This is a genomic window from Desulfosarcina alkanivorans (assembly GCF_009688945.1).
GTDB classification, from domain to species: Bacteria; Desulfobacterota; Desulfobacteria; order Desulfobacterales; family Desulfosarcinaceae; genus Desulfosarcina; species Desulfosarcina alkanivorans.
Genome location: NZ_AP021874.1, coordinates 1,781,097 through 1,806,973 on the forward strand (window position 1 = coordinate 1,781,097; position 25,877 = coordinate 1,806,973).

Genomic DNA, 25,877 nt, shown 5'->3' on the forward strand with positions numbered 1-25,877 from the left:
AGGATGTTGAGGCAACAACGAGGGACCTGTCCGGCATGACTGCCCCGCGCTCAGGCATCCTGCCACAGAATCCGGGTCCGGGTCCCTTTTCCAGGCTCACTTTCAATGATCAGTTGCCAGCCGAAGCGTTTACATAAACGCGAAACAATGCTCAGCCCCAGACCGAACCCCCGGCTCTTCTGCCCTTTGACATGGGATCGGGTGACCGAATCAAGTTTGTCCGCCTCGATCCCCATGCCTGTATCGGCAATCCCGATATGCATGTCGTCGATGGTAACGGTTACCGCCCCCCGGGAGGTAAAATGAAAGGCATTGCGGATCAGGTTGGTGACGGCGATATAAAGGACCTCCTCCCTGACCCTGACGGCTTTGTCCGTGCGCACGTCCATGTGGAGTTCGATATCCTTGTTTTCGATCAGGTACCGGTTGTCTTTGATCGCTTTTCTGGCCACCGGTTCCACCCGGCAGGACGATTCGGTTCCGCCCTCCTCCCTGGCCAGCCAGAGAAAGGTCTCAATCGTGGTTTCCATGTCCCTGACCGATCGGGATATTCGCTTCAGGGGGTTTTTCAATAAGGGGTTGCCCTCCAGTTCCGGCTGCGCCTCCATGATTTCCACGGCCCCTTTGACAATGGTCAGCGGGGTTCGAAGCTCGTGGCTGGCATCCCGGGTGAACTGTTTTTCGCGCTGGATAAAGGCGTTGATCCGGTTCATGGTCGTCTCGATGGTACGGGTGAGCATTCCGAGTTCATTGCTGGCGTGTTTCTGGGAAAACCGGGACGGTATATTGTCAGGGTTCAGGCCCTTGATTTGGTCCATGAGCGTCACCACGGGGGCAAACAGCATGCGGGAGGTGATATAGCCGATGATAACGCCGGGTATGAGCAGCAGGGCCAGAGAGATCATCAGGATCTGCCTGGGGTGCAGCCGGGCATTCTCCTCGAAAAACGCCCTGCCGTGGAAGAACATGAAAGAGGGCACGTCTTTACCCTCAAGTTCCATGACCCCGACATATTTAGGGTGTTTTTTGTCATCCCGATTGATGGCATGGACACCCGGGGGAAGGTCTTTTACCTGTTCTCTGAATCTCTCCGGCACCGCTTCAACGCCCTCGAACACATCGATGTACTTGGAATGGGGCAGTGGCGTTGTCCGGTCCTTTTTATATTTATAGAGAAAGGTATCCACCTCCGTATCGATGAGATTGGCAACCATTTTGGAAATGTTATTGCCCATCACGAAAAAGGTGATGCCGGCGTTGAAAATGACCAGCAGGCTGCCGTACAAGAGGATGCAGGCCACGATCCTGAACCGGATGCTCTGGTAGAATTTCATGTCAATGTTTCCTTTTTTTACCCAACCACGGGGTTGAGCCGGAAACCGATACCGTGGACGGTTTCGATCATGGCATGGTCAAAGGGCTTGTCGATCTTTTTACGCAGCGTGTACATATGGCTGCGCAGCACATCGCTGCCCGGCGGCATGTCCCCCCAGAGGTAGTTCTCCAGGTCTTTGCGGGGCACCACATTGGGAGCGGATTCCATGAGCAGTTTTAAAATGGAAGTACAGGTATTGTTGAGGTCGATTTTTTTTCCCTGGCGGGAAACCTCAAAAGTCCCCAGATCCATTCGAAGATCCGCGATCGACAGGACCTTGTTTTCGGCCACGCGCCTTTTGGCCAGCACCTTTATCCGCGCCTCCAGCTCTTTTAAGGCAAAGGGCTTGACCAGGTAATCGTCGGCACCGGATTCAAAGCCGAGAAGTTTGTCGTCCAGTGTGTCCCTGGCCGTGAGCATAATGACCGGGACCTGTTTCCCCGCCTCCCGGCGCAGTTTCCGGCACAGGGTGATGCCGTCCATGCCCGGAAGCATGAGGTCCAGTACAATGACGTCATAGTCCCGGGTCAGGGCCAGGTGGAGACCGCCGATGCCGTCCATGGCGAAATCCAGGATATAGCCTTTCGATTCCAGAAAATCGGACATGTTCTCCACAATTGCCGAATTGTCTTCGATGATGAGCAACCGGATGTTTGGCGCCATGGGAATCCTCTTGGACGGGGTTGATATTCATTCCGGTATATTATTCGAACGCTTCCAAGGCAAGCATAAGCGAGACACGGGTCACTGTATACACGGGGCAAGTTTAGCCCGGCGCGTGTGAACCGACTGTAGAAATTACGTGAAAAAAACGTGAAATCATCATCCGGCAGAGGATATTGGATCGGTTTTTTCAGGTGTTGTAAACAGAAGGCTGGTTTGGTGTAATCTGTTTTTTAACCGGATAGATCTGTGGAGAGGTCCTGAAAATGGTCCCCTTTGAAAACCGTCCGGCAGCGGCATCCGGCCGACTGAACCGGGACTGGCTCGACCATTTCTCCCTGAGAGAAGCGGCCGACGACCGGCACCTGGATGCGCCCCGGGAGTCCATCATCGCCCGAAACGGGCAGATCGTTTTTGCCGTCGAGGGGGATGACGTGCTCGGCACCTGCGCCGCCATCCCCCACGGCAACGGCGTTTTCGAAATGGCCAAACTGGCAGTTGCCCCATCTGCACGGGGCAAGGGCATCGGCCGGCAACTGGCCCGGGGCGGCGATCGATTACGCCAGGAATGCCGGCGCGCGGAAAGCGGTCCTGGTGGCCAACCACCAGCTGGCCACAGCGCTGAAGCTTTAGGAACCCATGGGGTTCGTCCCCCCCCTTCCCGCGGACCTCAGTTATGTGACCGCCGACGTCTACATGGCGTTTGAACTGTGAGGCGGTGATCAACGGGCACTGATAATGCAATTTTCCCATCAACTGCTTCCGCTCCGGCAGACGGTTCACTCCCATTAAGCTCATGCAGTATGGTGCGGGAAAATGGCGCGCAAATGCTAAAAAAATTGTATTTTCTTATCGTTAGTGTTCGTCCAGAAACAGGCAAATTTGGCAGAGATCTCCCGCTGAAAACCAGACGGGCCAGAGGAACGCGCGCGAAAAATTTTACCGCCTCGTATGGATCACGGGATGTCCCACAGGCATATAGTTGGTGTCGATCCACGCCCCCGCGTGGGGGGCGACTAACGCCGGGTATATTTTGGAGCCGGAAATACAGGTTTCAATCCACGCCCCCGCGTGGGGGGCGACTATCTCATTGTTAATGTTCCATGCACTGCGATCAGTTTCAATCCACGCCCCCGCGTGGGGGGCGACCTGCCTATGATGCCGATGGCAATCCTATCTATAAAGTTTCAATCCACGCCCCCGCGTGGGGGGCGACGTGACACTGAGAATGTTTCCAACGCTTGACGATGTTTCAATCCACGCCCCCGCGTGGGGGGCGACTCAGGCTTGAGCAGGCCCGGAATCAGTGTCTGCAGTTTCAATCCACGCCCCCGCGTGGGGGGCGACACCCATTGATATAGAAAACAATATCGTTATAGGAGTTTCAATCCACGCCCCCGCGTGGGGGGCGACTCAAAGACCTTGGCGAGGAATCCTACAGCAAGGGTTTCAATCCACGCCCCCGCGTGGGGGGCGACATCTCCTTGATTAGTAGATTTTCACCCGTGGCAGGTTTCAATCCACGCCCCCGCGTGGGGGGCGACGCGTTACCCGCACGCCGGCGTCGCGCAATCGCTTGTTTCAATCCACGCCCCCGCGTGGGGGGCGACTGCCCATGGCCATGCCAAGGCACATCGTCTCCTGTTTCAATCCACGCCCCCGCGTGGGGGGCGACAACCTGTGACGGCCCGTTGGTTCCGTCACCGATCAGTTTCAATCCACGCCCCCGCGTGGGGGGCGACTGCCGACCCCGCATGCTGGGCCCCGACAAAACAGTTTCAATCCACGCCCCCGCGTGGGGGGCGACGGACGGCGTCAACCTGCATATGGAGGCAATCCATGTTTCAATCCACGCCCCCGCGTGGGGGGCGACCTTCCTAAGTCAAGGATAAATGTAACACATAAGTTTCAATCCACGCCCCCGCGTGGGGGGCGACCGTTTTATCCGCACTGGTGGCCATCAGAACAAATGTTTCAATCCACGCCCCCGCGTGGGGGGCGACGATAGAATACGACCTGTCCGAGGAGTATTCTTCGTTTCAATCCACGCCCCCGCGTGGGGGGCGACCGCCCCCCATGTAACTCCCCCATGATAATTGTTGTTTCAATCCACGCCCCCGCGTGGGGGGCGACAAAATCGTTTTTTAAATAAAGAGGTTTAAAATGGTTTCAATCCACGCCCCCGCGTGGGGGGCGACCACCATTTATGGGATTGATGATTGCCATAAAAAGTTTCAATCCACGCCCCCGCGTGGGGGGCGACGCTACCATCTGTTAAAGTCGTTTCTTTAAAAATGTTTCAATCCACGCCCCCGCGTGGGGGGCGACCTGTCTTCTGGCCTTGTTGGGAATGGGGACCAAAGTTTCAATCCACGCCCCCGCGTGGGGGGCGACCTGGTGGGCTCGATAGTGTTGCCAATCCAACATTTGTTTCAATCCACGCCCCCGCGTGGGGGGCGACTCATGATTCCTCCCTGCCCGTGCGGGCTTGTTTGTTTCAATCCACGCCCCCGCGTGGGGGGCGACGCCCAATCTGTGCAATCAAGGTAACCAGGGGCTGTTTCAATCCACGCCCCCGCGTGGGGGGCGACTAGGCTTTTTCATAATTTTTGCCCACGCCATACGTTTCAATCCACGCCCCCGCGTGGGGGGCGACTGGGCCACCCCGCCGGGTGGGGTGGATACCAGCGGTTTCAATCCACGCCCCCGCGTGGGGGGCGACCGCTGCTGTTTAAAGCCTTGTTTTTTAATGCACAAATTGCCGCCCTAACGCGACAATTGTTGAAATTGGCGTTAATGTTCTCACCAGAAAATCCCACCACCGCCTTATCCGAATTAAAACCAAGCATATAAAGCACTTTGCGAACACCCCTGAAAAATCGTGTGCACTTGGGGTTCGCAACGGGATCAGACGATCAGCGGCCCCTCCTGGTCGAAACTCGCTTTCGCGCCCACATGCTCGATCCGTTTTCGCCAATTGGCGCCGAGAAAGTAAAACCGCAGGCTGTCGGTTTCAGGTTCGATCTGGTCCATGAGTTTTTGCCTGAAGACCGTCCATTGGGCCGGATCCACGATGCACTCGAACACGGAATATTGAACCCGCTGCCCATGGTTTTTGCATATTTTCGCCACCCTTCTCAGGCGGCCCGGCCCGCCTGCATCAACAGTCGACACATCGTAACTCACGAGCACCATCATGGGGTTTACCTCCAGACAAACGGCGGATACGCATCCAGGTCACCCCGCATATACCGGGCCAGCAACAGGGCCTGGGTGCTGAACAGTAACCCGATGCTGACTTTTTCCTCCAGAAAGGGATGGAAAATCTCATCCTGCTTGCGCTTCTGGTATGCCATCAACACCCTCTTTCGCAAATCGTCGCCCATGAGCACCGCCCCGGTTTCCTGGACAACGAAGTCCTTTTTTACCGCCTGGCCCCGGTTGATCAAAGACAACACCATTCGATCCGCAATGATCGGCCTGAACTCCTCCATCATGTCCAGTGCCAGTCCGGGACGGCCCGGGCGATCCCGATGCAGATACCCGACCGCCGAGTCCAGGCCCACGGCTTCCAGTGCCGAGCGCACGTCGTGCAGCAGTATCGTGTAGATAAAAGATAGCAGGCAGTTGACCGGGTCCAACGGGGGACGGCGATTGCGCCCATTAAACGAGAATCCGTTGCGTTTATTGACGATGAGATCGTCGAAGACGCCGAAATAGGCCCGTGCGGCATCCCCCTCCATTCCCCGCAGAGAATCCAGCGGCATGCCCGGCCGGATGCTCTTGAGCAGGGCGGAAATGTGGTTCGATGCAGAATTGATCTTGGTCGCGTCCACTTTATCACCATGGTCCCTGACCGCCCGCTGCAATACGGTTCGGGTGTTGGCCAGTTTACCCACCAGGACGTCATGGGCGATGCGGGCCGACGCATCGTCGCTGTCCGCTCGCCGATACTGCTCACGCCGCAGGAGCACATTGCCGGAAACCGGGCCCTGAACCCGCGCCAGGAATCGACCGTGCTCGGTCAGGAAACTCACCGCCACATCCTTGTCGGCACAAAACCCCATGAGATAGGGGCTGCACATCACACGTCCGAAGCAGACGATACCGTCCAGGGTGTGCACGGGAAGCTGAAGCTTCTTTTCTCGGTCAACGGAGATGACGACGGTCTCGCCTTCCTTGTTCAGGTAGGCGCCCTGGGTGGTCACGAACAGGGTGTTGAGATGCTTTTTCATTTTTCCTCTCGGATGGCATCAAGGTAACGGCCGGCAGACTTTTTCCCGTTCAATTTTTCAGGAAGGCAATAGGAGAAAAAAGAACAGTTCGGGCAACGTTTGTCGAACACGGGTTTAGGCGTGACCCGTGCCTCGAAGAGTGCATGAAGACGAACGGCCATCTGTTCCGTCTCCTTGCGCAATGAACCATCGATAGCCACGTCCTGCCGTCGACGGGTCTTCCCGTAAAAAAGCGCCCCATTGTCGATGCGATGCCCCAGCATCTCCTCCAGGCAAAGGGCCTGTGCGCAGAGCTGAATCTTGTCGCAGTTGTCCTTCTTGGGCCGCCCGCGCTTGTACTCCACGGGAAAGGGTCGCCAGTAAAATTTTCCGTCTGAGGTCTTTTCCCGGTGAAACTCCACCACATCGGCCTTGCCCACCAGACCCAGCCGCAGCGATCTCAGTGCCACCGTATAGGCGATTCGCACATCCCGCCGCGACTCGCGTTTGCCCGAGTCCACCCGGTCGTGCATGATGCGCCCTTCGGCGGTAAACCGGTTTTCCAGCCACACCTGCTCCACATGGATCAGGGCGCACTGCCGCTCACAGAAGCATATGTGTTGAAGCGCAGAGAGGGGCAAGAGATCGGATTCTGCAAACATAATAACCCTTGGCGATACTATCTCGAGTGGTTGCTAATGTGACCATGATGGTGACTATACAGTCGAAATTGTCGACTACCATTGAGGTATGACCATGAGAAATTTTCCACCCATCCATACCGGTAAAATCCTGCTGGAAGCATTAATGAAGCCCTTGGGCATCAGCCATTACCGCCTGGCCAAGGACATCAGCGTTCTTGCCATGCGCATCAGCAAAATCTGCAACTGCAAAAGCGGCGTCAGCGCAGACACAGCCTTGCGCCTGGCCCGTTATTTCGGCACCTCCGTTGAATTCTGGACCGGCATCCAGACCCACTATGATACCGAACGGGTCAAAATGGAGTTGGGTGACCGGCTTGAGAAAGAGGTAAAGGTGCTGGATCGGGTGGCGTAGCCGAGTTCACACTTCAATTTGTATATCTGGTCGATGGCCCGCGCATGGTCTACCACCTCTTCATGGTCCTTGAGCTGTTGGCCGGCGATGGTCACGCCCCCTCCAGCACGAAAGCGGCTTCACCAAGCGTCAGGCCGTTGCTGAGAGCGAAAATACCAGCAAATTGGTTTTTCAGGCACTAAATCACTTGCAAAGTCTTTGCAACGCCTCACCTTCCAATGGATCGAGTTCTTCCGGTTTTAGATCGTTTAACGTGTCCAGTTTGTCGTAGGTTCCGTCTGCTTTCACGATGTCCATCAACGTGCGGTGAACCTTAGCGGAAGAATATTGACCGCTTGGACTTTTGTGTTGCCACCATATCACTTTCACGACTTCCATGCTGCCCTCGGGTCGCGCAGATGAAACATCATTGACAAATAGCGTTTGCAAAGCCAATTTGATTTTATTAGCGTCGTCATCCGAAAAGCCGGTCTTGCTGGCGAGTTGCGTATTGATAGCGCCGTAGGTTACGTAAATGCCTTTATCAACGCGGTGCTTCATCCCCATGGTATCACCGCTTTTTTTATCAGGATTTTTCTCGGTTTCGAGATTGACACTCTTGGTAATTTGCAAGCTATCCGGCGTAATCGGCTCGATACTAAACGCGCTTTGAATGGTTACGGGGCCGCGAATTCCAATCGACACTGCGTCTGCGTCTTTATCTTTATTCCCTTTGAACGCAAAAACTTGTCCGAATGCCCGCACGTCCATCCATTCTTTGGGTGCGTTGTTTCTTGTATCGGCCGATTCGATTTTCTTATCCTCAACATCCTTTTTCCACCTACCTAAGGCGGCCTTAAATCGGTCATTAAGCGAACGAAACTCATCACCTGGAGCCCGATTGTCATCCGACTGAACAAAAATGGATTCGCCCATATCCTGCAGACGGTTGCGAACTTTACGTTTGAGACAAACGTCCGAAATTTCACCAAAGCCGTCGTAGGTTTGGCGAGGACGGTTTCCGTTCAGCGGGTCGCCATTGGGATTCGCCCGATTAACGGAAATAATTACTGCAAAATCAATTTTGTTCGTGAGCGCTTTATTGTCCGTCATTGTTATCCTCCTATTTTTTATAATCGGTTGATTGTTATTTCTTTTCAGCAGCAGCCTTAACCAGACTGTCGATATAGGCGCGTTCATGGTAATAGCCAATTAGATACGAACCGTTCAGCGGCGTATCTTTTTCGTAATCACCCGTTGTAAATTGATTCATCACCGCTTGAATTTCATTAAACGCAAATCCACCTTTTACAGTTTGAATATACGGATTGAGGCAACCGTGAATGGTTTGCCACGTTCTGAACGGACGCTGGACAAATGCTTGCATATGCCGAATCGCAGCGGTAACAACACGGGGGTTATCCTTTTTGTATAGGGCGTATTCCTCCAGTTTGTCCGCCGCACCAAGCAGTCTGCCATAAAGGTAATCACGGCCGGTTCTGTCGAGTTCAATGCTCAATTTGTAGTCCTCCTCGTTGCGTTGTTTAAAATCCTTGCGCACCAGCGCACATACCGTAGATGCGATTTGCTCATAACCATTACGGTCAAATTTACCATTCCTTTTAATTGCCAACGGATTGGCGGCCCGCCGAATAGCCGCCACCACATAATCTTTAGGCAAAAACGCTCCGTCAAAAACACAGCGGAGCAACCGTTCCCGTGCCGCTTTTTTGATCTTTGTATAGCTCTCATCCTTACCGCCTCTTGGCTTGCCGTAAACCGCCTCGATGATTTTATCCACGGACGGCGCGCCGATATAGGGAACATATTTCTCATCAACTTTTTCCCAAAACTTTTGATGCCATTTAATGGAGCTATGCCAGTCGGCGACTCTTTCAAGATATTCGTTTCTGTCCAGTTCGCGGTAAAATGTAATAGACAATCGACCTGATTTATCGCTAACAGCATCCAGCGCAATCACCGCAGTTTTGGCATGTTGCTTCAACGCCTGACTGTGTCCAAATCCGCCAAGGGAACTCCTCAGGGCATCCGCATAATCAAATCCCGTTTCGGCGCGAAGGTCGATTTGAATATCGCTTTCCGTTTTAACCGATGATCCTTTCAGAACAGCCAAAATACTTTCGTCTTCAATCGGAGGCGCCAAGAGTTTTTCCATGGAGCCAATCGTAAAGGACAAAATCACCTGCTCGCCACAACCACATCCCCGATCATTGATGAGATATCGCAAAAACTGGTGCGCTTTCTGAGAAGCGTTGTAACCAATGGATACGGCCTCGGAGGGTTCGCTGAATTTCCCTCGAAACGTGTAATTCGTTTTATCATTACCGGAAATAAGCTTTGCATTAGCAGAAACACTGGATATCTTTTTGGGGTGAAAAGTGGCAGCCGGTTCTTTCTTGCCAGTAATATAATCCAACGATTTCAAGCTGTTTTTTACAGAGAAATAATATTGATGCCACGCACTGAAAAACGTGTCCTCTTCCCAAACTTTTGTTTGCTGATTACCGGGTATTTCTACTTGGAAAACAACATTTACATTATCTTTTAATTTCATGTCTTTCAGGTCAGTGGCGACTTTTCGTTTGGAAATATATTTATAAATTGCTTTAACCTGTTCTGTTGCAAACGAAGATTTGGCGAAACTTTCCAGTTGCTCTAAATAAGTTTCTAATTTTTCCCAACTCCTTTTCAGCTTTTCAACGCGGTTTTTATAGTTTTTCCATAGTTTATAATATGTAGAAGACTTTTTACTTTTTTTTATCTTTTTTTCATGGTCTTGGATAAAATTTAGATGGTTCGATAATACACTTAAATTTCGTGGGTATTTTCCAGGTAAGCCTTTAAAATACCCGTATTGGTCAAACATCGGGTAAGGAATTATTGATGTACTGGTTCTTTTCAAACTTTCTTCAGATGTGGGTATCGTGATATTGACAAGAGGATTCCCGGGGTCTTTTCTGGTTGGTTTTTTCTTTTTTTCGATTTTATCGTAACCAACAAAGTTCCCGTCACCATCAATAAGTATAACGGCAATAATATCGTTGTTGTTGGAAATGGATGTCGTCGAAAGCGGATACGTTTTTTTCAACGCATCAGCATTCTTGTCGTAACTGACCGCTAAATGTTGCCAGAATCCCATGATTATTCCTCCTCCAACAAATCCGCCACGGAAAGATCATCATCGACAAATGAAAAGTTCCGGCCTTTCTCGAATTCTTTTGCCGTCATTTTACGGATAAAACGTCGCATGGAAGAATCACAATTTTTCGGCATTGGAAACTCGATGATGCCGTCTATCATCTTCGGCCTCCACAGACGAACCACCAGTTCACCTTTTCCGGTTTCATCGGGATAGTCATATCCGTGAAACATCACACCGAAATCGAGTTGCCCATATTTTTCGTAAAAACATTCGCCTTCTTTGCCGAAAACACAAGGTTCGACATAGCCTTGACATTCTCGCGTACCGAAAAAAATATCCCGTCGCCCGCCTTTTTTGATGCTGCGTCTGGCGATGTTGTGATGTTTGTGTTCGTTGCGATCATCGAAAAGTTCTTTTCGGTGTTCGTTCCATTCGAAATGAGCAAGAACCTGATACTCCACATCCCGCAAGTAGGTGTAGTAGGAAAGGTCGTTGCCACCGCTCATTTTAATCGGCTTGATTCCCTTGGACTCGGTTTGAATCTTTTTCATTACCCGAACGGCATCGATGTACCAGATAAAAGTCGGCTTCCAGTAAACGCTTTCAAGAATGCCTTTGAGTGCCTGATAGGTCGGAATCTGGTAGGAAAATTTCTCACCGCCTACTCTTGTAACGGGATCGGCAAACATCGCATATCGCCCCGATATTTTAAATTCCACAGAGTTGCGTTTTTTGTTCATCTGGCACCTCTATCCTTTTGATTTACGCATTTAAAAAAGAAAACATAGCTTCGCGTTTCAACCCCTGCTCTTCCGCGTCGTAGTAATCCGGACTCAACAAGTAAAACGTGCCATCCACGAGACTGGCCCCCTTTTTGATTTCATCCAGACAATTTGAATAGATGGAGACCGTATATTTCTGCATTTGCTTCAAGATGCGCATTTTTTCCTTCGGTTCATGACTGCGTTGGAATTCATCTACAAGTTTCAGAGCCTCGCCATAGGGCACAACCACACCGGTCTGGATACCGTCAATCACGGAAAATTCGTCCGCCGCAGTTTGAAAAGCACAAGGCAGTCCCTTGTAATCCCTGTTGTTGCGGTTCCGGTAAGCAACCGCTCCCAAAGAATTCTTGTTGAGCAAGTTATAGATCGTTGTTTTATCATCCTTTGTTTTGTAATCCATTTTGCCTACGTTTTTCCCTTTTTGCTGGTCGAAAAAGTAATACTGATAAAACAAATTGATCACCTCATCACTCAGCAAATTACCATCCCGTTTTTCACGGAATACTCTTGCCGTAACATCCTTGCCGTCCTTAATTTCCGGTAAGCGCGAAAGCTTTTCATCCTGGATATCGACGACAAAGACCGGCTGCGGTGTTGGATTCTCTTTGTTGCGGTTGCAGCGTCCAGCCGCCTGGATAATGCTGTCCATACCTGCCTGAGCCCGGATCACACAGTCAAACGACACATCCACGCCCGCTTCAATCAGTTGCGTACTGACGCATAACGTCACTTGCTTTGTTTTAGGGGATAGGTTTTCCCGTAATCGCTCAAGGACATTCAAACGGTGAGCAGGACAAAGGTCGGTCGTCAAAAACGCTTTCTCGCATTCAATCGACCGGCACTCTTCATACATTTTGCGAGCATCACTTTTTGTGTTCAGGATAACAAGTGTGCTCTTTTCCTGTTCAATCTGTTTTCTTACCATCTCCGCGATCTGCTCGTGATCCCTTGCCGGCTGAGTTTTATTCTCAATGTAGACTCGCTCAAAAACTTCCAATTCACCCTGTGTGATACTGACAATATCCGGTTTGCCAGATAACAATATCGGACGCTCCGCCTTATGAAGGTGCGGCTGTGTGGCTGTACACAGTAGGATGGTTGATCTTCCGAAGGTTTGCAGAAAATTCACAGCATCATTGAATAGATGAGTGCATTTTATCGGAAGAGCCTGGATTTCGTCAAAAATCAGAACCGCTTCCGACATATTATGAAATTTTCGGAGCTTGGACGCTTTGTTGCTGTAGATTGATTCAAGAAATTGAACCATTGTGGTTAAAATAATTGGACTGTCCCAACGGGAAGTCAGCAGACGGTATTGTTCTTCGGCGTCATCCTCGTGCGGCGGTTCGATGTTTGAATGATGTTCTAAAATTAACTCATCCGTTTTTCGATACGCTTCACATTTCTTCCGTTCTTCCTCACTTTTCTTACACTGTTTACTTTTATCACATCCTGCTAAAGCGCACCTAATTGTCGTTGCCGTTTGATCAAGAATCGACAAATAAGGAATAACATAAATGATGCGTTTAAGCTTATGCTCCTTGGCGTGTTCCAAAGCGAACCGCAGGCTCGACAATGTCTTGCCTCCACCGGTTGGAACAGACAAAGTATAAATTCCCTTATCTCGGCCGCCTCCTTGCTTGCACTGTTCAGAAATGCTTTTGCGAACTTCATCAATATCACCATCACCAGAAAAAGAACCAAGATAGTTTTCTATTTGTTGAATCAAATTTTCCCAATCCGGCACAGCATTATCAATTTCCAAGCCGGCGCTGTTGCATCTATCCGCATCTACAAGGCAAGAATAAACGGCTTTCGTAAAAAAATGCAGCATAAAGAACGGGTTTATTTTTTTCGTTTGGCATTTTTGGCAGAAGCCACGAATTTCCGCCTCCAATTCGGTTTCATTGATGCGGGGACTAAAATTTTTGACCGCTTCTTCATAATGGAGTTTATCTTCGCTTTTATCGGTCCTGACGGACAAAGTTCTTTCACCATCGGTAATGCTGTCGAACAACCCGCCGTGATGGGTTGCGATGACATTACCGATGATATCCGCAAGCAGGTGGTCATTGATTTTTTCTTCAACAAACTTCGCTCCTTGTAGGGCATGGATAACTTCGCCACGCTGTACTTTATCGCCCCGCAGGCTACGTTCCAGATAATCCTGAAAAGCCTGCGTGTATTTCCCTAAATCGTGCAACAAGCCGGCTAAGTATGCAGTATTTTCACAACCAAAAACACTGGCGAATACTCTTGCAAGATTTGCCGTATTTGTGATGTGTTCAGAAATCGTCTGATTTTTACGTGCGAAATAAATCATATTTATTGCAGTCCAAGTTGATATCTTTAAAACCGTTTCAGCAAGGCACGTAATGGTGAAAAGACTCCCGCGTTTTACCGAGGTTGTGAAAGCTTCTGTATTATCGACCCTGTTCCCTCACATTCCCCTCAAACCAATCATCACACCCCTCCCCCGGCTCTCGATAAAGCCCCGCCTCTGAAACGGACCATGAGTCCATAATATACCGACTTCCAACACGGTTAGGATGGCGGCAATACCCAGACGGCGGGCCGTCCAGCATGGCCGTGTGGCGTGGCGGCACATAGTGGCGGCAGTTGGCGCAGCAGCGGAAACGGGCATCCGGGTTTGGACCGGCCTTGGCGCGGCCGGCGAAAAGCGCTGCCAGCGGACTGGAAAAAAACGCCTTGAGCAGGTTTCTGCGTGAAAAACGAACTGTCTTGATTGGTTGCATTGGTTGAATCGGTTGAACGGGTTCGATTGGTTTGAAGGGCAGAATACCGTCTATCCAAAAGCCTACAGACTTCAGCCTCCCCACCTGTTGTCCACCGCCGCCAGCCTATCCACCTGGTTTCTCCACTGTTAACTGTTCACCGTTCACCGTCCACATCACCTCGGCTACCTTCATATCAAAGGTGGTCGGTCAAAACGTGTCATAGGTGATAAAAAAAACGGTTCGCTGGTTTCGTTAGTTTGATTGACTAAAAAGACAGAATACCTTCCGCCCTGACAGCCTACAGCCTTCAACCTAACCACCTGGCTTCTCCACCTTCCACCTTCCACCTCCCACCTTCCACCTTCAACCTTCAGCCTATCAGCTACGAGCTATCAGCTTTGAGCTAAGTACATCTCCCCCATCCGCCGAACCTCCTCCCGGATCTCGGCCCTCAACGCCTCCGGCGCCACCACGACCACGTCGGCGCCGAACTGGAGAATTTTCATCCTGATTTCGCGGAAATCGGCCACGGGCAGGCGCAGTTCCAGGCTGCCGTCGTCAAGGGGAACCATCCGCTGGGCCGGATGCCAGTCCTGTTCGCGGACCCACCGGGCGCGGAAGGGGGTGAAGCGCAGGATGACATCAACGGCCCGGCCGCCCTGGAAAATGCCGAATGCCCCCTCCACCCGATGCCGCCATTGTTCTGCAGGACGGGGGGTGAAGGTCTCCCGGGTATCCGTTACCCGGTCCATGCGGGCCAGGTAGAACTTGCGCCACCGGTCCCTCAGCAGGCAGCGGCCCACCAGCACCCATGAGGCGTTGTAGTACTGCAGGTGGTGGGGTTCCACGGTGCGCGTCGTGGTGTTGCCGGTTGCCGGCGAACGGTAGGTGAAGCGCAGGCGCCTGGATGCAATCAGGCATTGCGATATGCGGTGGAAGGTACGGGCGTCAACCGGTGCATGGCCGGTCCAGGCGGCGGAGAACAGCCGGTCGATGGTACCGGCGTCCAATCCCAGCCCCCCCGCCTCGACCGCCAGCTTGCGGCTGAAACGGCCGATATCCCGGCTGATAAATCCGCCCGAGGTGGACGACAGCAGGCTGCGCGCCAGGAGCAGGGCCAGGATCTCCTCCTGGCCGACCTGGAAATGGGGCAGTTCAAACGAGTCGTCCCGGTAATAATAGCCTCTTTCCGAAGGGTGGTATTCCAGGGGGGCACCGAAGCGGTCACGCATGGCCTCGATGCAGCGCTGGGCGGTTTTCGGGGACAGCTCGAACCGTTCGGCCAGTTTGGTCGCGTTGGGGTATCGACGGCGCCTGGCCTGGTCGTCGAACCAGAACATGCGCTCCAGGGTGGCGATGGTCGGCATGGCCGCTGCCCCGCTTGCTGGGTAGTGAGAAAATTACATGGAACGGAAAGGGAAGACAAGGTGCAGGTTAACGGATGAATAATGAGGAATCAAGGCCTTTTTGGGTTAATACTTAAAATTGGCCTTGAATTAAGGGATTGGACCCAATGGTGAACGGCGATGCGTGAACAATAAAAGGAAACGGTACCCCTTAACCTGAGAATCCGGGATCATTCCCAATATTTTGACTGCGTCCCCTCGCCCCTTTGGGGGAGAGGGACAGGGTGAGGGGGATATTACAATGGGGCACAGCTTCCACCTGTTGCCTCCACTTTCACCCTGACAGCCTACAGTCTACCCACCTGCTGTCCCCGCCTTCCACCTCCGATCGCAGGCGCTCCCGGATCAGCGCAGTTTTTCAGGCGTGTGGGTCAGCATGGCCGCGCCGGACGGCGGCGCCGCGTCGAATTGCGCCTGCCGGCACTTCTGCCGCGCCTGGCGGGAGATGGTGACCCGGTCCACCACGCCGAAGTCCGGCTGCTTCTGGGATTCGGGATCACCGGCTGACGGGCCGGGTCTACGGATTCGGCCGACAGGAAGAATTATCTGGTTGTCGACAACAATATAGGGGATTGGATCGGTCATCTCCGTATCTTCCGTTTGCTACGGCAAGTCTTACATTTTCACCTGAACCCGAAGATCTTTTATAGTGGCCGCGTTGAGGATAACTGCCCCACCGATCCGACAGGATGGCTCCGGTATGCGGCATCTTAGATTGAACCCTGCCTGCTGGTTGGACGGGTCTGTGTATGGTTGAAATGCAAAAGCCATGCTCATTTGCACCTTTTTCAGGATTCGGATGAATGCTCATTGAATTCTGACAGATAGCAGGCACGCCGGAGAACCCGACACCACAATGTGATAGCGATTTTTTTTCCGATTAAGGTCCTGATACCATATATTCTTTTAGGGTTCTCAGTTCCGTGTTCACTGTTCACCGCTCTCTATTCACCGTTCACTGTTATTCTACCCGACCAGCGATCGCGCCAGGGCCACGGCCTTCTCCTTTTCCACATCGGAAAACGCGGAAGGATCGCTGCACCCGGCCAGGTACAGGCCGCCCTGTTTTCTGGCCAGCAGAAAGTCGGCAAATCGTTCGAAGGCGGTGAACATGCCTTCGGCATTTTGCTCGAAGGCGTCCCCGCCCGTGACCAGCAGCCCCACGCGCTTGCCTTCCATCAAAGAGGTATGGCCGGGCTTGTGGTAATTGGTGACCAGGGAAAAGCAGCGGTCGATCAGCAGCTTCATCTGGGCCGGAAAGCCCCAGAAATAGATCGGCGAAGCGAACAGCACCCCGTCGGACAGGATCATCCGTTCCATGACATCCAGGGCCTCGTCCTTTTGAACGCAGGCGATCTCATCGGGGTTCTCACGGCATTTGGCACACCCCAGGCAACCATGGATGGACGTGTTGTTGAGATGGATCCGCGCCACCTCGTGGCCCAGGGATTCGAGTTCTGCTTCTATCCATCCCAGAGCGGTTCCCGTGTTGCCCTTCTTTTTGGCGCTGCCCAGCAGCGTGCAGATCTTCATGGCTGATCCTCCTGTTTTCAGTTTTCATCTTTTTTGCGATTGACCGTCAAACGACCTCCACCGTTTTCAGATGTCCAATCAATTGCTTTTATGCGTTCCATCAAAGTTTGTGATGCGTATGAATCTGCGGATGGATTTGTGTTCCCGTTGTATGGAAAAGCGGCTTGCACGGGTGTTACCGCTTTTGGTCGGGCCTGTGAGCTTGCCTGTCCGCCGGGGGGCAGGCGTCCTGGGTTCTCACATCAACAATTTAACCGCCCTTTACGCGTGTTCCAGATATTGATCACACCTTCCCGCCAACCATGCAAAAATGAATCATTATCGGCCCGCTTGAATCGTTGTGCTTCGCCGGGACATCGTTTTTCTATGAATGTAAAAAAAACATTGCGCATGAATGCAAAGTAGTTGGTGTCATGGCGGGCATTGGGGCGCCGAAGAACATCTTTGATTTCCTGGGGGGAAGCACTGTTTATCCACTTTTTGGCAACCGCTTTTCCACTGTGGAATGCATTTTTCTTCAGTTCGGATTCACTTCCATTTTTTTCTTTTTCCTCGTTCTCAATCATCATTTTTTCTATTCTATACTTGTCAATCAACTTAATCATATCATTACCTTCAGTATATTATAATTCCGTTACCACACTTTTAAAGCCTCGCCGTCATCCCGGGCCTGATCCTGCCAGATGGGTGCCTTCTGACCGTCATTGTTGATATTCGCAGTTTGAAGCGAGCAAATTGACTTTCGCAGTCAGAGGGTCTTGAACCATTCCACGGAGAGGGGATGAAGGCCAACCAGACAAAAAGGGCAACCCCACGATATCGAAAAGGATGCCCATTTTATTCGCTAAAACAAGGTTAAATCACTGTGACATTGCTAGCGGAAGGACCTTTAGGCCCCTGCTCGATTTCAAATGAAACCCGGTCGCCATCACTGAGCGATTTGAATCCGGTCGCATTGATGGCGGTATGATGGACAAACACATCCGCGCCGTCTTCCTGCTCAATGAATCCAAATCCTTTTGAGTCATTGAACCACTTAACTGTTCCATTGGTCATAATAGCGTCCTCCTTTCTTAATAAATTTTCAATTTCACTACCTGGAGGGTGCCATTTTTGGCAAATGGAGATATCCTGCAGAGAGGGATGGCCTTGAAGAAATCAGAGACTTACAAGACTTGATTGAATACGGTAATAATAAGCCCATTTTCAATTTTAGCAAGTTAATTATTTGTTTTTTTTATAATATTTTATTTTGAGTATGAATTTTACCCTGCAAGTCCATTGCGTTACGTGAGTGACTGGCGTCCTGGTCAGGACTTCAGCATGGGTGCGTTCACCATCACCCTTTTCACTGTTCACCACGCACCGTCCACTGTTTTTTTCTAAAACCGGTAACTGGCGCTGACCGACAGCGCATGGGTGACAAACCCTTCAAAGTCGCCGCTGATATCCGGCAGGCCGGCTTCAGCGCCGCTGGTTTGGAAGGATCGGTCTTCACTCGTAATCAGCAGGTACGCCAGGTCCACTTTTAAGGGGCCTTTGGAATAACCGAGCCCCAGGGTGAAATCCAGACGATCGCCGACCGGCACCAGCGGGTCCAGGGTCGCATCCGGAACGGGGCTCGGGTCAAAAATGAGGCCGGCCCGAAGGCGCCAGTCGGGGACGGGGGCATATTCAGCACCCAGTTTCCAGGACCACGTGTCCTCCCAGTCGGTGACGACCGATGATCCACCGGTCTGGTTGATGCCTGGGACCCCTTGCAGACGGTCGAATGCGAAACCCAGTTCATCGTAGGATGACCACTGCGTCCACAATACACCGACGGCCAGGGTCCATTTATTCCGATGCCATGACAGACCGATATCGGCGTATGCGGGAAGGGTGGCCTCCACGTCGATGGAGGCGTCCGTGTATCCGTTGACCCCGTCATCATCTATTTTGAAATCGCCGGACAGGGTGTGGTCGGTTTTACTCCGGTAGGAAACACCCAGATCGAGCGCCTCGGTAAGCCGGGCCTTCAAGGCAACCGTATACCCATAGGACCAGTCATCCCCTTCGATCCGCGATCCCGTTTCAGAGACCGCCAGGGGGCTGGGCCCGATTCCGAACCCGCCCAGCAGGTTGGGCATTTGATTCTGCAGGTCCACGCTGAAATAACGGGCCACCGGACCGGCGGCCACGCTCAGGGCCGGCGTCACCTGATAAGCGACCACGGGGTTGAGGTTCACGGTCAGTGACTCGGCATAGGTCGATCCCAGGAGAAACCGGCCCTGCCAGTCATCTTCCCAATCGGTGGCCAGCCCGAAATCGCTGAATACGGCAAATCCCAGGGCCACCCTGTCTCCGGTCTTTCCGGACACATAGACATGCGGCAAGGGAATAAGGCTGTCCTCCAACCGGGCGGTCTCGCCGCTGTCGCTCTTAAATTCCCCTGAGACATCATAGACGGTCACACCGCCGGACACGTTGATGCCATCCAAGCCGGTCAATGCGGCGGGATTGAAATAAGCGGCGGAAGCATCATCGACCGAAGCAACGCTCGCAGCGCCCATGGCCGTCGATCTCGCACCCAGGTCGGAAGTATAGAAACCGCTTCCCGAGGCGGATGAGGAGGTTAACACAAGCAGGGCCAGGCAGACGGCAGCGACAATAGTTCTTTTCATAGGATGGTCCACGTTCTGGGTTCTGGGTTCCGGGTTCCGGGTTCACTGTTCACTGTTCACTGTTCATTTTTAACTGTTCATCGTCCACCGTCCATCGTCCACTGCATTCCCGGCCGGCAACTATCGGATATGGGTCTGGTACAGGGCCCTGACCAGTTCATGGTTCTCCATCTCCAGGTACTCGGCAAGGTCGGATTCACAATGGCTGACCAGGCGTTTGGCCAGGCGCAGCGAGGTCGCCGGAATCCCGGCGAACCGACTGGCGATGCGAAGCGATTCGGCTTCAAAATCATCCGCCGGCACCAAGCGGTCCACCAGGCCCATTGCCCGGGCCTCGTCCGGCGTCAGGCTCTGACGGGCCAGAAGCAATTCCAGGGCCTTGCTCCTGCCCAGAAGGCGCGAGAGAAACCATGCCCCCCCGCCTTTGGCGATCAGCCCCAGTTCCAGGGCCGGGTTCTGGAAGCAGGCGTTGTCCCCTAAAATGCGATAATCGCAGGCCAGGGAAATATTGGCGGCCATGGGCAGTATCTGCCCGCAATCGGCGCTGATGAAAAACAGGCTGGAGGCGCGGATGTGCAGGATGATCTGATCGACGGCACGATAAAGGCGCATTACGCTGTTTTCGGACATCCGGCCGGATTTGACCATGTCGATAAACGACAGGTACTCCTCCCGGCGGGATTTTCTGGCCCGGGGCACGAGCAGAAGCACCCGGGCCTCAGAGGAGGCCGACACCGCTTCGAAATAGTCCAGCACCTGCTCCTTGGCCTTCAGGATGGTCGACCGCAGCAAAACGTTTCCCTTGGGACTGAAGACGACCACCCCGCCCTCCAGGCGCGCCGAGAAGTAGTCGTTGTCGCATGTCAGGTTTCGTGTACTTTTTTTCATGACACCCTCCTGATTCTGAAAAATGAGGCCGACGGCACGGGCCTGCGCCGGTTGTCTGCGTTCATGTCGATGACGCCTTTTTTTTCTTCAGGCTGTCCCGGCGTTGCCAGCCGCAATGATGGATCTGGCCGAATTCCGAAAGTGCCGCCGCCAGCTGAAACCCGAGCCGGCTCTTCCCGTTGAGCGGAAAAACGCCCTGCCAGCGGATGAAAAGGCTCAGATCACCCTCAGGTCCAAGGCTCTGAAACAGGTCGATGGATTCGAGCCCCTTCTCCCGGTTCGGAAAGGGAATCTCCCGGAAGGCCGAAACGGCCCGGCTCGCCTGTTCGCGCCCGGATGACCGCAGTTGTATAACCTCAATCCAAAGCATTATCGCCGGTCCTGTCGTTAACTGGATAAGCCGGTATCCCAGCTGACCATACAGGGTAGCGAATGCCGTGCCATTGGTGATCTTGGGCAATATCGGCCTTTTTCCAAGGCGGATCTTTTTTTCTTTCGAATTTAACAGTTATCGCCTTTCTCATTTGAAAGCCAGGTGATATATTCTTTCAAATAAAAAAGTTTTTAAAAGGGGCATTGCCGGGTAAAGGCGATTGACCCCTGATGGAAATTCATGGTCGCAGGCATGGCCGGTTATTGCTGCAAAACGGCATCCGGCCCGGCCCTCGGCTGCTGCGGGCGCGGGTCGGCCCTGCGAAAAACAGGCGATCGCCCCCAATGCGGTCGCCCCGGGGGGATGATAGGGTGGGGATTGACGAAAACGATTTTTTCCGGCAGGTGACCCTGCGCATGTCCAGCAGTCTTAAAATTGAAACGGCCATGAAACGCTGCATGGCGTACCTGAAGCAGCATATGGCCATCGACGGTATGCTTTTCGGCCTGTACGACCCGGAGTTGAATGTCGGCAGGATTCTGGCCGGCATATGGCCGCCCGAAATCAGGGCACCGGGAAAAACGATCTATGTTCCCGTTGAATTCTGGACGCGGATGAAAGCGGAGTGGGACCGGGGGCCGGACACCCGGGTTTACAACGACATCGATGCCGAACCGGATGAGATGCGTCAGATCTTCCGATTGATCTGGCCGCCTGAATGGTCCCATATCACCATGGACCTGGAGCTGGACGACCAGCGGCTGGGCCTGTTCCACCTCTTTGCCCGGGGAAAGCACCGTTTCACCGGGGAACAGGCGCGGTTGCTCTCGCTGGTCCACGATCCGCTGGCGCTGGCCCTGTCCAACATGTTGCGGCACCAGGAAATTTCACGTCTCAAGGACATCCTGGCCGACGACAATCAGTACCTCCGTCAGCAGATGATGGAAATGACCGGAGACACCATCGTCGGCGCCAACTTCGGGCTCCGTGAAGCAATGAGAATGCTCCGCCAGGTGGCCCCCCTGAATGTTCCCGTTCTCCTCATGGGGGAAACCGGCGTCGGCAAGGAAGTCATCGCCAACACCATTCATCAGCTGTCGGGCCGGGACGCGCATCCTTTCATCAAGGTCAATTGCGGAGCCATCCCGGAGAACCTCATCGACAGCGAATTGTTCGGGCATGAAAAGGGCGCCTTTACCGGCGCCATATCGAAAAAACGGGGGCGCTTCGAACGGGCCCACACCGGAACCATTTTTCTCGACGAGATCGGCGAACTGCCGCCGCCGGCCCAGGTCAGGCTGCTGCGGGTGCTTCAGCATCATGAAATCGAACGGGTGGGCGGGACCGGAATGATCCCGGTGGACGCCCGCATCCTCGCCGCCACCCACCAGGACCTCGAGGCGATGACCCGCAGGGGCGGATTTCGTGAAGACCTGTGGTTCCGCCTCAATGTGTTTCCGATCACCATCCCTCCCCTGCGCCACAGGGCAGGAGACATCCCGGCACTGGTTTACTATTTCATCGATCGAAAATCCCGCGACCTCAAGCTGCGGGACCTGCCGCATCTGGCGCCGGGCACCATCGAGGGGTTGCAGTCGTATCACTGGCCGGGAAATGTGCGTGAACTGGAAAACCTGGTGGAACGCGCCCTGATCCTGCACCAGATGAAGGACGGCGACCAGCCCTTGAAGCTGGATCTTATACGGCAATCGGCATCCGCCGGGAAAACCGCAGCCACGGCAGCGGAAGATCAGCGGTTCTGCTCCCTGGACGAGGCCATCAGCGCTCATATCCGCAGGGCAATGGACCGGTGTGGCGGGCGGGTGGAAGGTCCGGGCGGGGCGGCGCAGCAGCTCGGGCTGCACCCCAGCACACTGCGGGGCCGCATGCGAAAACTGGGAATTCCCCACGGCCGACTGGCGCGGCAGGGCCACTGACGGGGTCGGGTTCACCGTTCACTGCTTTTATTCAGGAGCGGCGACCGGGACAAAACTGACCTTGTTTCGCCCGTTCCTTTTGGATGCGTACAGGGCCCTGTCAGCGGCATCGATAATGTCGGCTTTGCCGCCAGCCGGTGATCCCGGCTCCCAGGTGGTCAGCCCCAGGCTGATGGTCATGCGGATGGTTTCCTCATCGGCCCCGACTTCCAGCCCTTCCACCCTTTTTCGTATCCGTTCGGCCAGGAGCACGGCGCCCTTCAGGGTCGTTTCCGGAAGAACCACGGTAAATTCTTCGCCACCGTATCGCGAAACGATATCGGATTTTCTCACGGTCTGCCTGATCGTTGCACTGACCTGTTTGAGCACCGCATCCCCCGACGGGTGGCCGTAGCGGTCATTAACTTTTTTGAAATGATCCAGGTCCAGCATGATCAGCGAAAATGGCCGCTGGTAGCGAACCGCCTTGCTGAATTCAATGTCCATGCACGCTTGAAAATAACGATGGTTGAAAAGCCCCGTCAGGCTGTCTTCAAATGCCATTCCCCTGAGCTTGTCGTTGGCCGTCTGGAGTTCGCTTGCCAGTTTTTCGGCAGTGTCCAGGGATGCGATTAAACCCGCACTGACCCCGGCGGTGACCGATCGCTTCCAGAACAGATCAAAATCAAAGTTCTCCTTTGATTCGAACCTCATTTCCCTGGCAATGACAAAGGAAAGGGCGATATTTTTCAAGACGTTGCAGCCTAAAATGGCCATGGCCCGCTGAATGCTGTCCACCTTGGCCGGCAGGGAGTAAAAGGAAGAGTTGGCGACCTTGAGAATTCTCGTTGAAAGCGCCGGGTCAGCGGATATGATCCGCCCCAGTTCATCGAAGGAGGAGTCCTCTTTATTGACCGCCTCCAGAATACGGACCGCAATGGCCGGGGGCGAGGGAAGCTTAATGTCCGTCTGGATAGCGCTGTCTATTGGGTTCATTCTGCATTGACCTTCGGTCCCGGTTCAGGCGCCAGGAAAAAAAATGGGCCGGGATGAGGAAAAACATCGCGTTTTGCGCCCCCCGGTGTTTGACTCAATTGAGACAGATTGGATCCGGCTTTCCGGCGCTGCATGAGAAATCGGGTTTCTAACTGTTAAGCAGTTTATTCACCCGTAAACACCGGCTCCCGTTTCTGTTTGAAGGCCCTGGGACCTTCCTGTGCGTCCTTGCTCAAAAACACCGGGATGGCAAGTTCCATCTCCCGGGCCAGTGCCGCTTCGACATCCTTCCCGCTATTCTCCCGGACCGCCTGCTTGACCGCAGCCACGGCCAGGGGGCCGTTGTTGGCGATGATCCCGGCATAGCGTTGCGCCGTTTCCATCACCCTCTCCCCCGGCACCACCCGGTTCAAAAATCCATCGGCCAGAGCCTGCCCGGCGTCGATCAGTTCGCCGGTAAGCAGCATCTCCATGGCCCGTGCGTAGGGGATCTGGCGGGTCAGGTGCACGGTGGACCCGCCGGCCGGCACGATGGACCACCTGACCTCCTGCAGACCGAAGCGGGCGCCTTGGGCGGCCACCCGGATGTCGGTGCTGTACAATATTTCGAAACCGCCGCCGACGGCATTGCCGTTGATGGCGGCAATCACCGGTTTGGCCAGGGTGAAATCCCGCAGCAGGGCCTTTTGGGCCAGCATGGGGTTGGCCTGAACCTGACGGTCCGCATCGGTTTCCGGCTGTCGGGCACCGGTCCACAGAGGAATCAGTTTGCCCAGGTCCGCACCGGCGCAAAAACTCTTCTCCCCTGCCCCGGTGAGAATGGCGCAGCGCATCTGCGGGTCCCGGCTGAAATCCTGCCAGGCATCCACCAGCTCGACCACCGTCTGCGGGTCGATGGCATTGTGGGCTTCGGGTCGATTCAGGGTGATCGTGGCGACATGGTTTTTCTTCTCGTAAATCAGTGCCATGGGTTCCTCCGGGGTTCTGGGACGGGAAACGGGTGGTTGGTGCTTTATGGCTTATGGTTGGTCGTTGCGGGTTTATGGTTCCTGGGTTTCGGGTTCACCGTTCACGACTCACCCTCCGGTCCTCCGGACGCGTGCCCTGCAAAATGATCCATGGACCGATCGAGGCCGGTCAGGGCGACCAGCCGGTCGACCCATGCCGCCGGCAGCAGTTTCAGGAAAGGAAGCACGTGGACCATGAACGGAATCTTCAGATAATCGTTTTCCCGTTTGACCGTGTCTACAATCCGCCGGGCAACGTCGGCCGGTTTCAGCAGGGGGCTGAACAGCGGCGGGATGAACCCGGCAAACATGCCGGTTTCGACGACCGACGGACAGATGCAGGCCACCTTCACGCCGGGGCAGCCCGACCTCTTCATCTCCATGCGCAGGGCATCCGAATACCCCAGAACGGCAAACTTGGTGGCGCAGTAATCGGAGAGTCCCGGCACGGCCAGCATGCCGGTGGCCGAAGCGACATTGACGATGTGGCCCCGGCCGGCGGCCATCATGTCGCCGAGGAACTGGCGGGTCATCCACATGACGCCCAGCAGGTTGATGTCCACGATCCGGCGAAGGTCGGCATAGGAGGCCCGCGCCGCCGGTTTTCCCACCACGATACCGGCGTTGTTGACCAGGACGTCGACAGGTCCGAAATCCTGCCGGATACGTTCGGCCACCGCCCGGACCTGTTCGGGATCGGCCATGTCGCACCGGTAGCCCGTCACCCGGCCCCCCTCGGCCGTCAACCGGCCCACGCGCCGTTCCAGCGCCCCTGTGTCGATATCGACAATGGCCAGGCGGGCTTTTTCCCGGGCGAACACCCGGGCCATTTCCCAGCCGATGCCGGCCGCGCCCCCGGTAATGACCACCGTTTTCTCCGCCAGAATTTTCAAGGCATGGCCTTCCAGCATGGCGTAAGACGCCCTGCAGTCGCCGGGTCGATTTTGTGGGGCCGCCGGCGGTAAAGATCACCCCCGCACTCCGCCGAGCCCCCCCTCCGGGCCTGGTGTTCTTGAATTTGAATCTAATTATGTTCCTGAACATTCTTCAGATCATAGTTGACTTTTAATAATTAATCCCATATGGAAAGTCAAGCTTATCTTGAATCTCATTATAATTTCG

Annotated in this window: 23 protein-coding genes and 1 CRISPR repeat array; of the genes, 3 read left to right on the forward strand and 20 right to left on the reverse strand. The window is 53.9% G+C overall.

The genetic code is table 11. From position 1 onward, the window contains the following. Nucleotides 1–50: 50 nt before the first annotated feature. Both DSCA_RS07870 and DSCA_RS07875 read right to left on the reverse strand, forming a co-directional pair. Nucleotides 51–1,334, reverse strand: coding sequence for a sensor histidine kinase (locus DSCA_RS07870; RefSeq protein WP_155315903.1), 1,284 nt, complete (start codon nt 1,332–1,334; stop codon nt 51–53). A 17-nt stretch (nt 1,335–1,351) separates the two neighbouring features. Continuing rightward, entirely contained in the window at nt 1,352–2,038 is a 687-nt protein-coding gene (locus tag DSCA_RS07875; RefSeq protein ID WP_231716417.1) for a response regulator transcription factor, read from the reverse strand. Between the two features lie 266 nt (nt 2,039–2,304). Here DSCA_RS07875 and DSCA_RS07880 point away from each other — a divergent pair, with 266 nt between their 5' ends. After that, on the forward strand, nt 2,305–2,745 hold the full coding sequence (locus tag DSCA_RS07880) for a GNAT family N-acetyltransferase (RefSeq protein ID WP_155315904.1): 441 nt from the start codon (nt 2,305–2,307) through the stop codon (nt 2,743–2,745). A 278-nt stretch (nt 2,746–3,023) separates the two neighbouring features. Further along, nucleotides 3,024–4,760: a CRISPR direct-repeat array (repeat unit 32 nt; unit sequence GTTTCAATCCACGCCCCCGCGTGGGGGGCGAC). Between the two features lie 185 nt (nt 4,761–4,945). Here the strand turns inward: DSCA_RS07880 and cas2 are convergent. From cas2 to cas4, 3 genes are read right to left on the reverse strand one after another with little or no spacing between them, the layout of a single operon-like run. Next, the gene (gene cas2, locus DSCA_RS07885) at nt 4,946–5,236 is read right to left on the reverse strand and encodes a CRISPR-associated endonuclease Cas2 (protein WP_155315905.1); all 291 of its coding nucleotides are present in this window, start codon (nt 5,234–5,236) and stop codon (nt 4,946–4,948) included. A 5-nt stretch (nt 5,237–5,241) separates the two neighbouring features. Further along, the gene (gene cas1c / locus DSCA_RS07890; RefSeq protein WP_155315906.1) at nt 5,242–6,273 is read right to left on the reverse strand and encodes a type I-C CRISPR-associated endonuclease Cas1c; all 1,032 of its coding nucleotides are present in this window, start codon (nt 6,271–6,273) and stop codon (nt 5,242–5,244) included. Then, the gene (gene cas4 / locus DSCA_RS07895) at nt 6,270–6,914 is read right to left on the reverse strand and encodes a CRISPR-associated protein Cas4 (protein WP_155315907.1); all 645 of its coding nucleotides are present in this window, start codon (nt 6,912–6,914) and stop codon (nt 6,270–6,272) included. Before cas4 ends, cas1c begins: the two co-directional genes overlap by 4 nt. 94 nt (nt 6,915–7,008) lie before the next feature. Between cas4 and DSCA_RS07900 the strand changes: the two genes are divergently transcribed. Beyond that, nucleotides 7,009–7,308, forward strand: coding sequence for a HigA family addiction module antitoxin (locus DSCA_RS07900; protein WP_197904759.1), 300 nt, complete (start codon nt 7,009–7,011; stop codon nt 7,306–7,308). Between the two features lie 183 nt (nt 7,309–7,491). Here the strand turns inward: DSCA_RS07900 and cas7c are convergent, their stop codons facing one another. From cas7c to DSCA_RS07960, 12 genes are all read right to left on the reverse strand, one after another. Further along, on the reverse strand, nt 7,492–8,400 hold the full coding sequence (gene cas7c, locus DSCA_RS07905; protein ID WP_155315909.1) for a type I-C CRISPR-associated protein Cas7/Csd2: 909 nt from the start codon (nt 8,398–8,400) through the stop codon (nt 7,492–7,494). A 34-nt stretch (nt 8,401–8,434) separates the two neighbouring features. Then, nucleotides 8,435–10,447: a type I-C CRISPR-associated protein Cas8c/Csd1 gene (gene cas8c, locus DSCA_RS07910; RefSeq protein WP_155315910.1), complete on the reverse strand. Its 2,013-nt coding sequence runs from the start codon at nt 10,445–10,447 to the stop codon at nt 8,435–8,437. Between the two features lie 2 nt (nt 10,448–10,449). Next, nucleotides 10,450–11,190, reverse strand: a complete 741-nt coding sequence (gene cas5c / locus DSCA_RS07915; RefSeq protein ID WP_155315911.1) for a type I-C CRISPR-associated protein Cas5c — start codon at nt 11,188–11,190, stop codon at nt 10,450–10,452. A 22-nt stretch (nt 11,191–11,212) separates the two neighbouring features. Next, a complete protein-coding gene (gene cas3 / locus DSCA_RS07920) occupies nt 11,213–13,558 on the reverse strand; it encodes a CRISPR-associated helicase Cas3' (RefSeq protein WP_155315912.1) in 2,346 nt (781 codons plus the stop codon). Nucleotides 13,559–14,365: 807 nt separating this feature from the next. Beyond that, on the reverse strand, nt 14,366–15,340 hold the full coding sequence (locus DSCA_RS07925; protein ID WP_155315913.1) for a helix-turn-helix transcriptional regulator: 975 nt from the start codon (nt 15,338–15,340) through the stop codon (nt 14,366–14,368). 384 nt (nt 15,341–15,724) lie between these two features. Further along, entirely contained in the window at nt 15,725–15,964 is a 240-nt protein-coding gene (locus tag DSCA_RS07930) for a hypothetical protein (RefSeq protein WP_155315914.1), read from the reverse strand. Nucleotides 15,965–16,345: 381 nt separating this feature from the next. After that, a complete protein-coding gene (locus DSCA_RS07935; RefSeq protein WP_155315915.1) occupies nt 16,346–16,912 on the reverse strand; it encodes a flavodoxin family protein in 567 nt (188 codons plus the stop codon). Between the two features lie 242 nt (nt 16,913–17,154). Further along, nucleotides 17,155–17,517, reverse strand: a complete 363-nt coding sequence (locus DSCA_RS07940; protein WP_155315916.1) for a hypothetical protein — start codon at nt 17,515–17,517, stop codon at nt 17,155–17,157. 250 nt (nt 17,518–17,767) lie between these two features. Beyond that, on the reverse strand, nt 17,768–17,968 hold the full coding sequence (locus DSCA_RS07945; RefSeq protein WP_155315917.1) for a cold-shock protein: 201 nt from the start codon (nt 17,966–17,968) through the stop codon (nt 17,768–17,770). A 326-nt stretch (nt 17,969–18,294) separates the two neighbouring features. Beyond that, nucleotides 18,295–19,575: an OmpP1/FadL family transporter gene (locus tag DSCA_RS07950; RefSeq protein WP_155315918.1), complete on the reverse strand. Its 1,281-nt coding sequence runs from the start codon at nt 19,573–19,575 to the stop codon at nt 18,295–18,297. Nucleotides 19,576–19,695: 120 nt separating this feature from the next. Then, a complete protein-coding gene (locus tag DSCA_RS07955; protein WP_155315919.1) occupies nt 19,696–20,463 on the reverse strand; it encodes an enoyl-CoA hydratase/isomerase family protein in 768 nt (255 codons plus the stop codon). 61 nt (nt 20,464–20,524) lie between these two features. Further along, on the reverse strand, nt 20,525–20,833 hold the full coding sequence (locus tag DSCA_RS07960; protein ID WP_155315920.1) for a hypothetical protein: 309 nt from the start codon (nt 20,831–20,833) through the stop codon (nt 20,525–20,527). A 374-nt stretch (nt 20,834–21,207) separates the two neighbouring features. Here DSCA_RS07960 and DSCA_RS07965 point away from each other — a divergent pair, with 374 nt between their 5' ends. Continuing rightward, nucleotides 21,208–22,773, forward strand: coding sequence for a sigma-54 interaction domain-containing protein (locus DSCA_RS07965; protein ID WP_197904760.1), 1,566 nt, complete (start codon nt 21,208–21,210; stop codon nt 22,771–22,773). A gap of 27 nt (nt 22,774–22,800) precedes the next feature. Here the strand turns inward: DSCA_RS07965 and DSCA_RS07970 are convergent, their stop codons facing one another. The 3 genes from DSCA_RS07970 to DSCA_RS07980 all read right to left on the reverse strand — a co-directional run bounded on the left by DSCA_RS07970 (nt 22,801) and on the right by DSCA_RS07980 (nt 25,666). Next, nucleotides 22,801–23,748, reverse strand: coding sequence for a GGDEF domain-containing protein (locus DSCA_RS07970; RefSeq protein ID WP_155315922.1), 948 nt, complete (start codon nt 23,746–23,748; stop codon nt 22,801–22,803). A gap of 164 nt (nt 23,749–23,912) precedes the next feature. Next, nucleotides 23,913–24,716, reverse strand: coding sequence for an enoyl-CoA hydratase-related protein (locus DSCA_RS07975; RefSeq protein WP_155315923.1), 804 nt, complete (start codon nt 24,714–24,716; stop codon nt 23,913–23,915). Between the two features lie 101 nt (nt 24,717–24,817). After that, complete coding sequence (locus DSCA_RS07980; protein ID WP_155315924.1) at nt 24,818–25,666, reverse strand: SDR family oxidoreductase; 849 nt, start codon at nt 25,664–25,666, stop codon at nt 24,818–24,820. Nucleotides 25,667–25,877 lie beyond the last annotated feature (211 nt).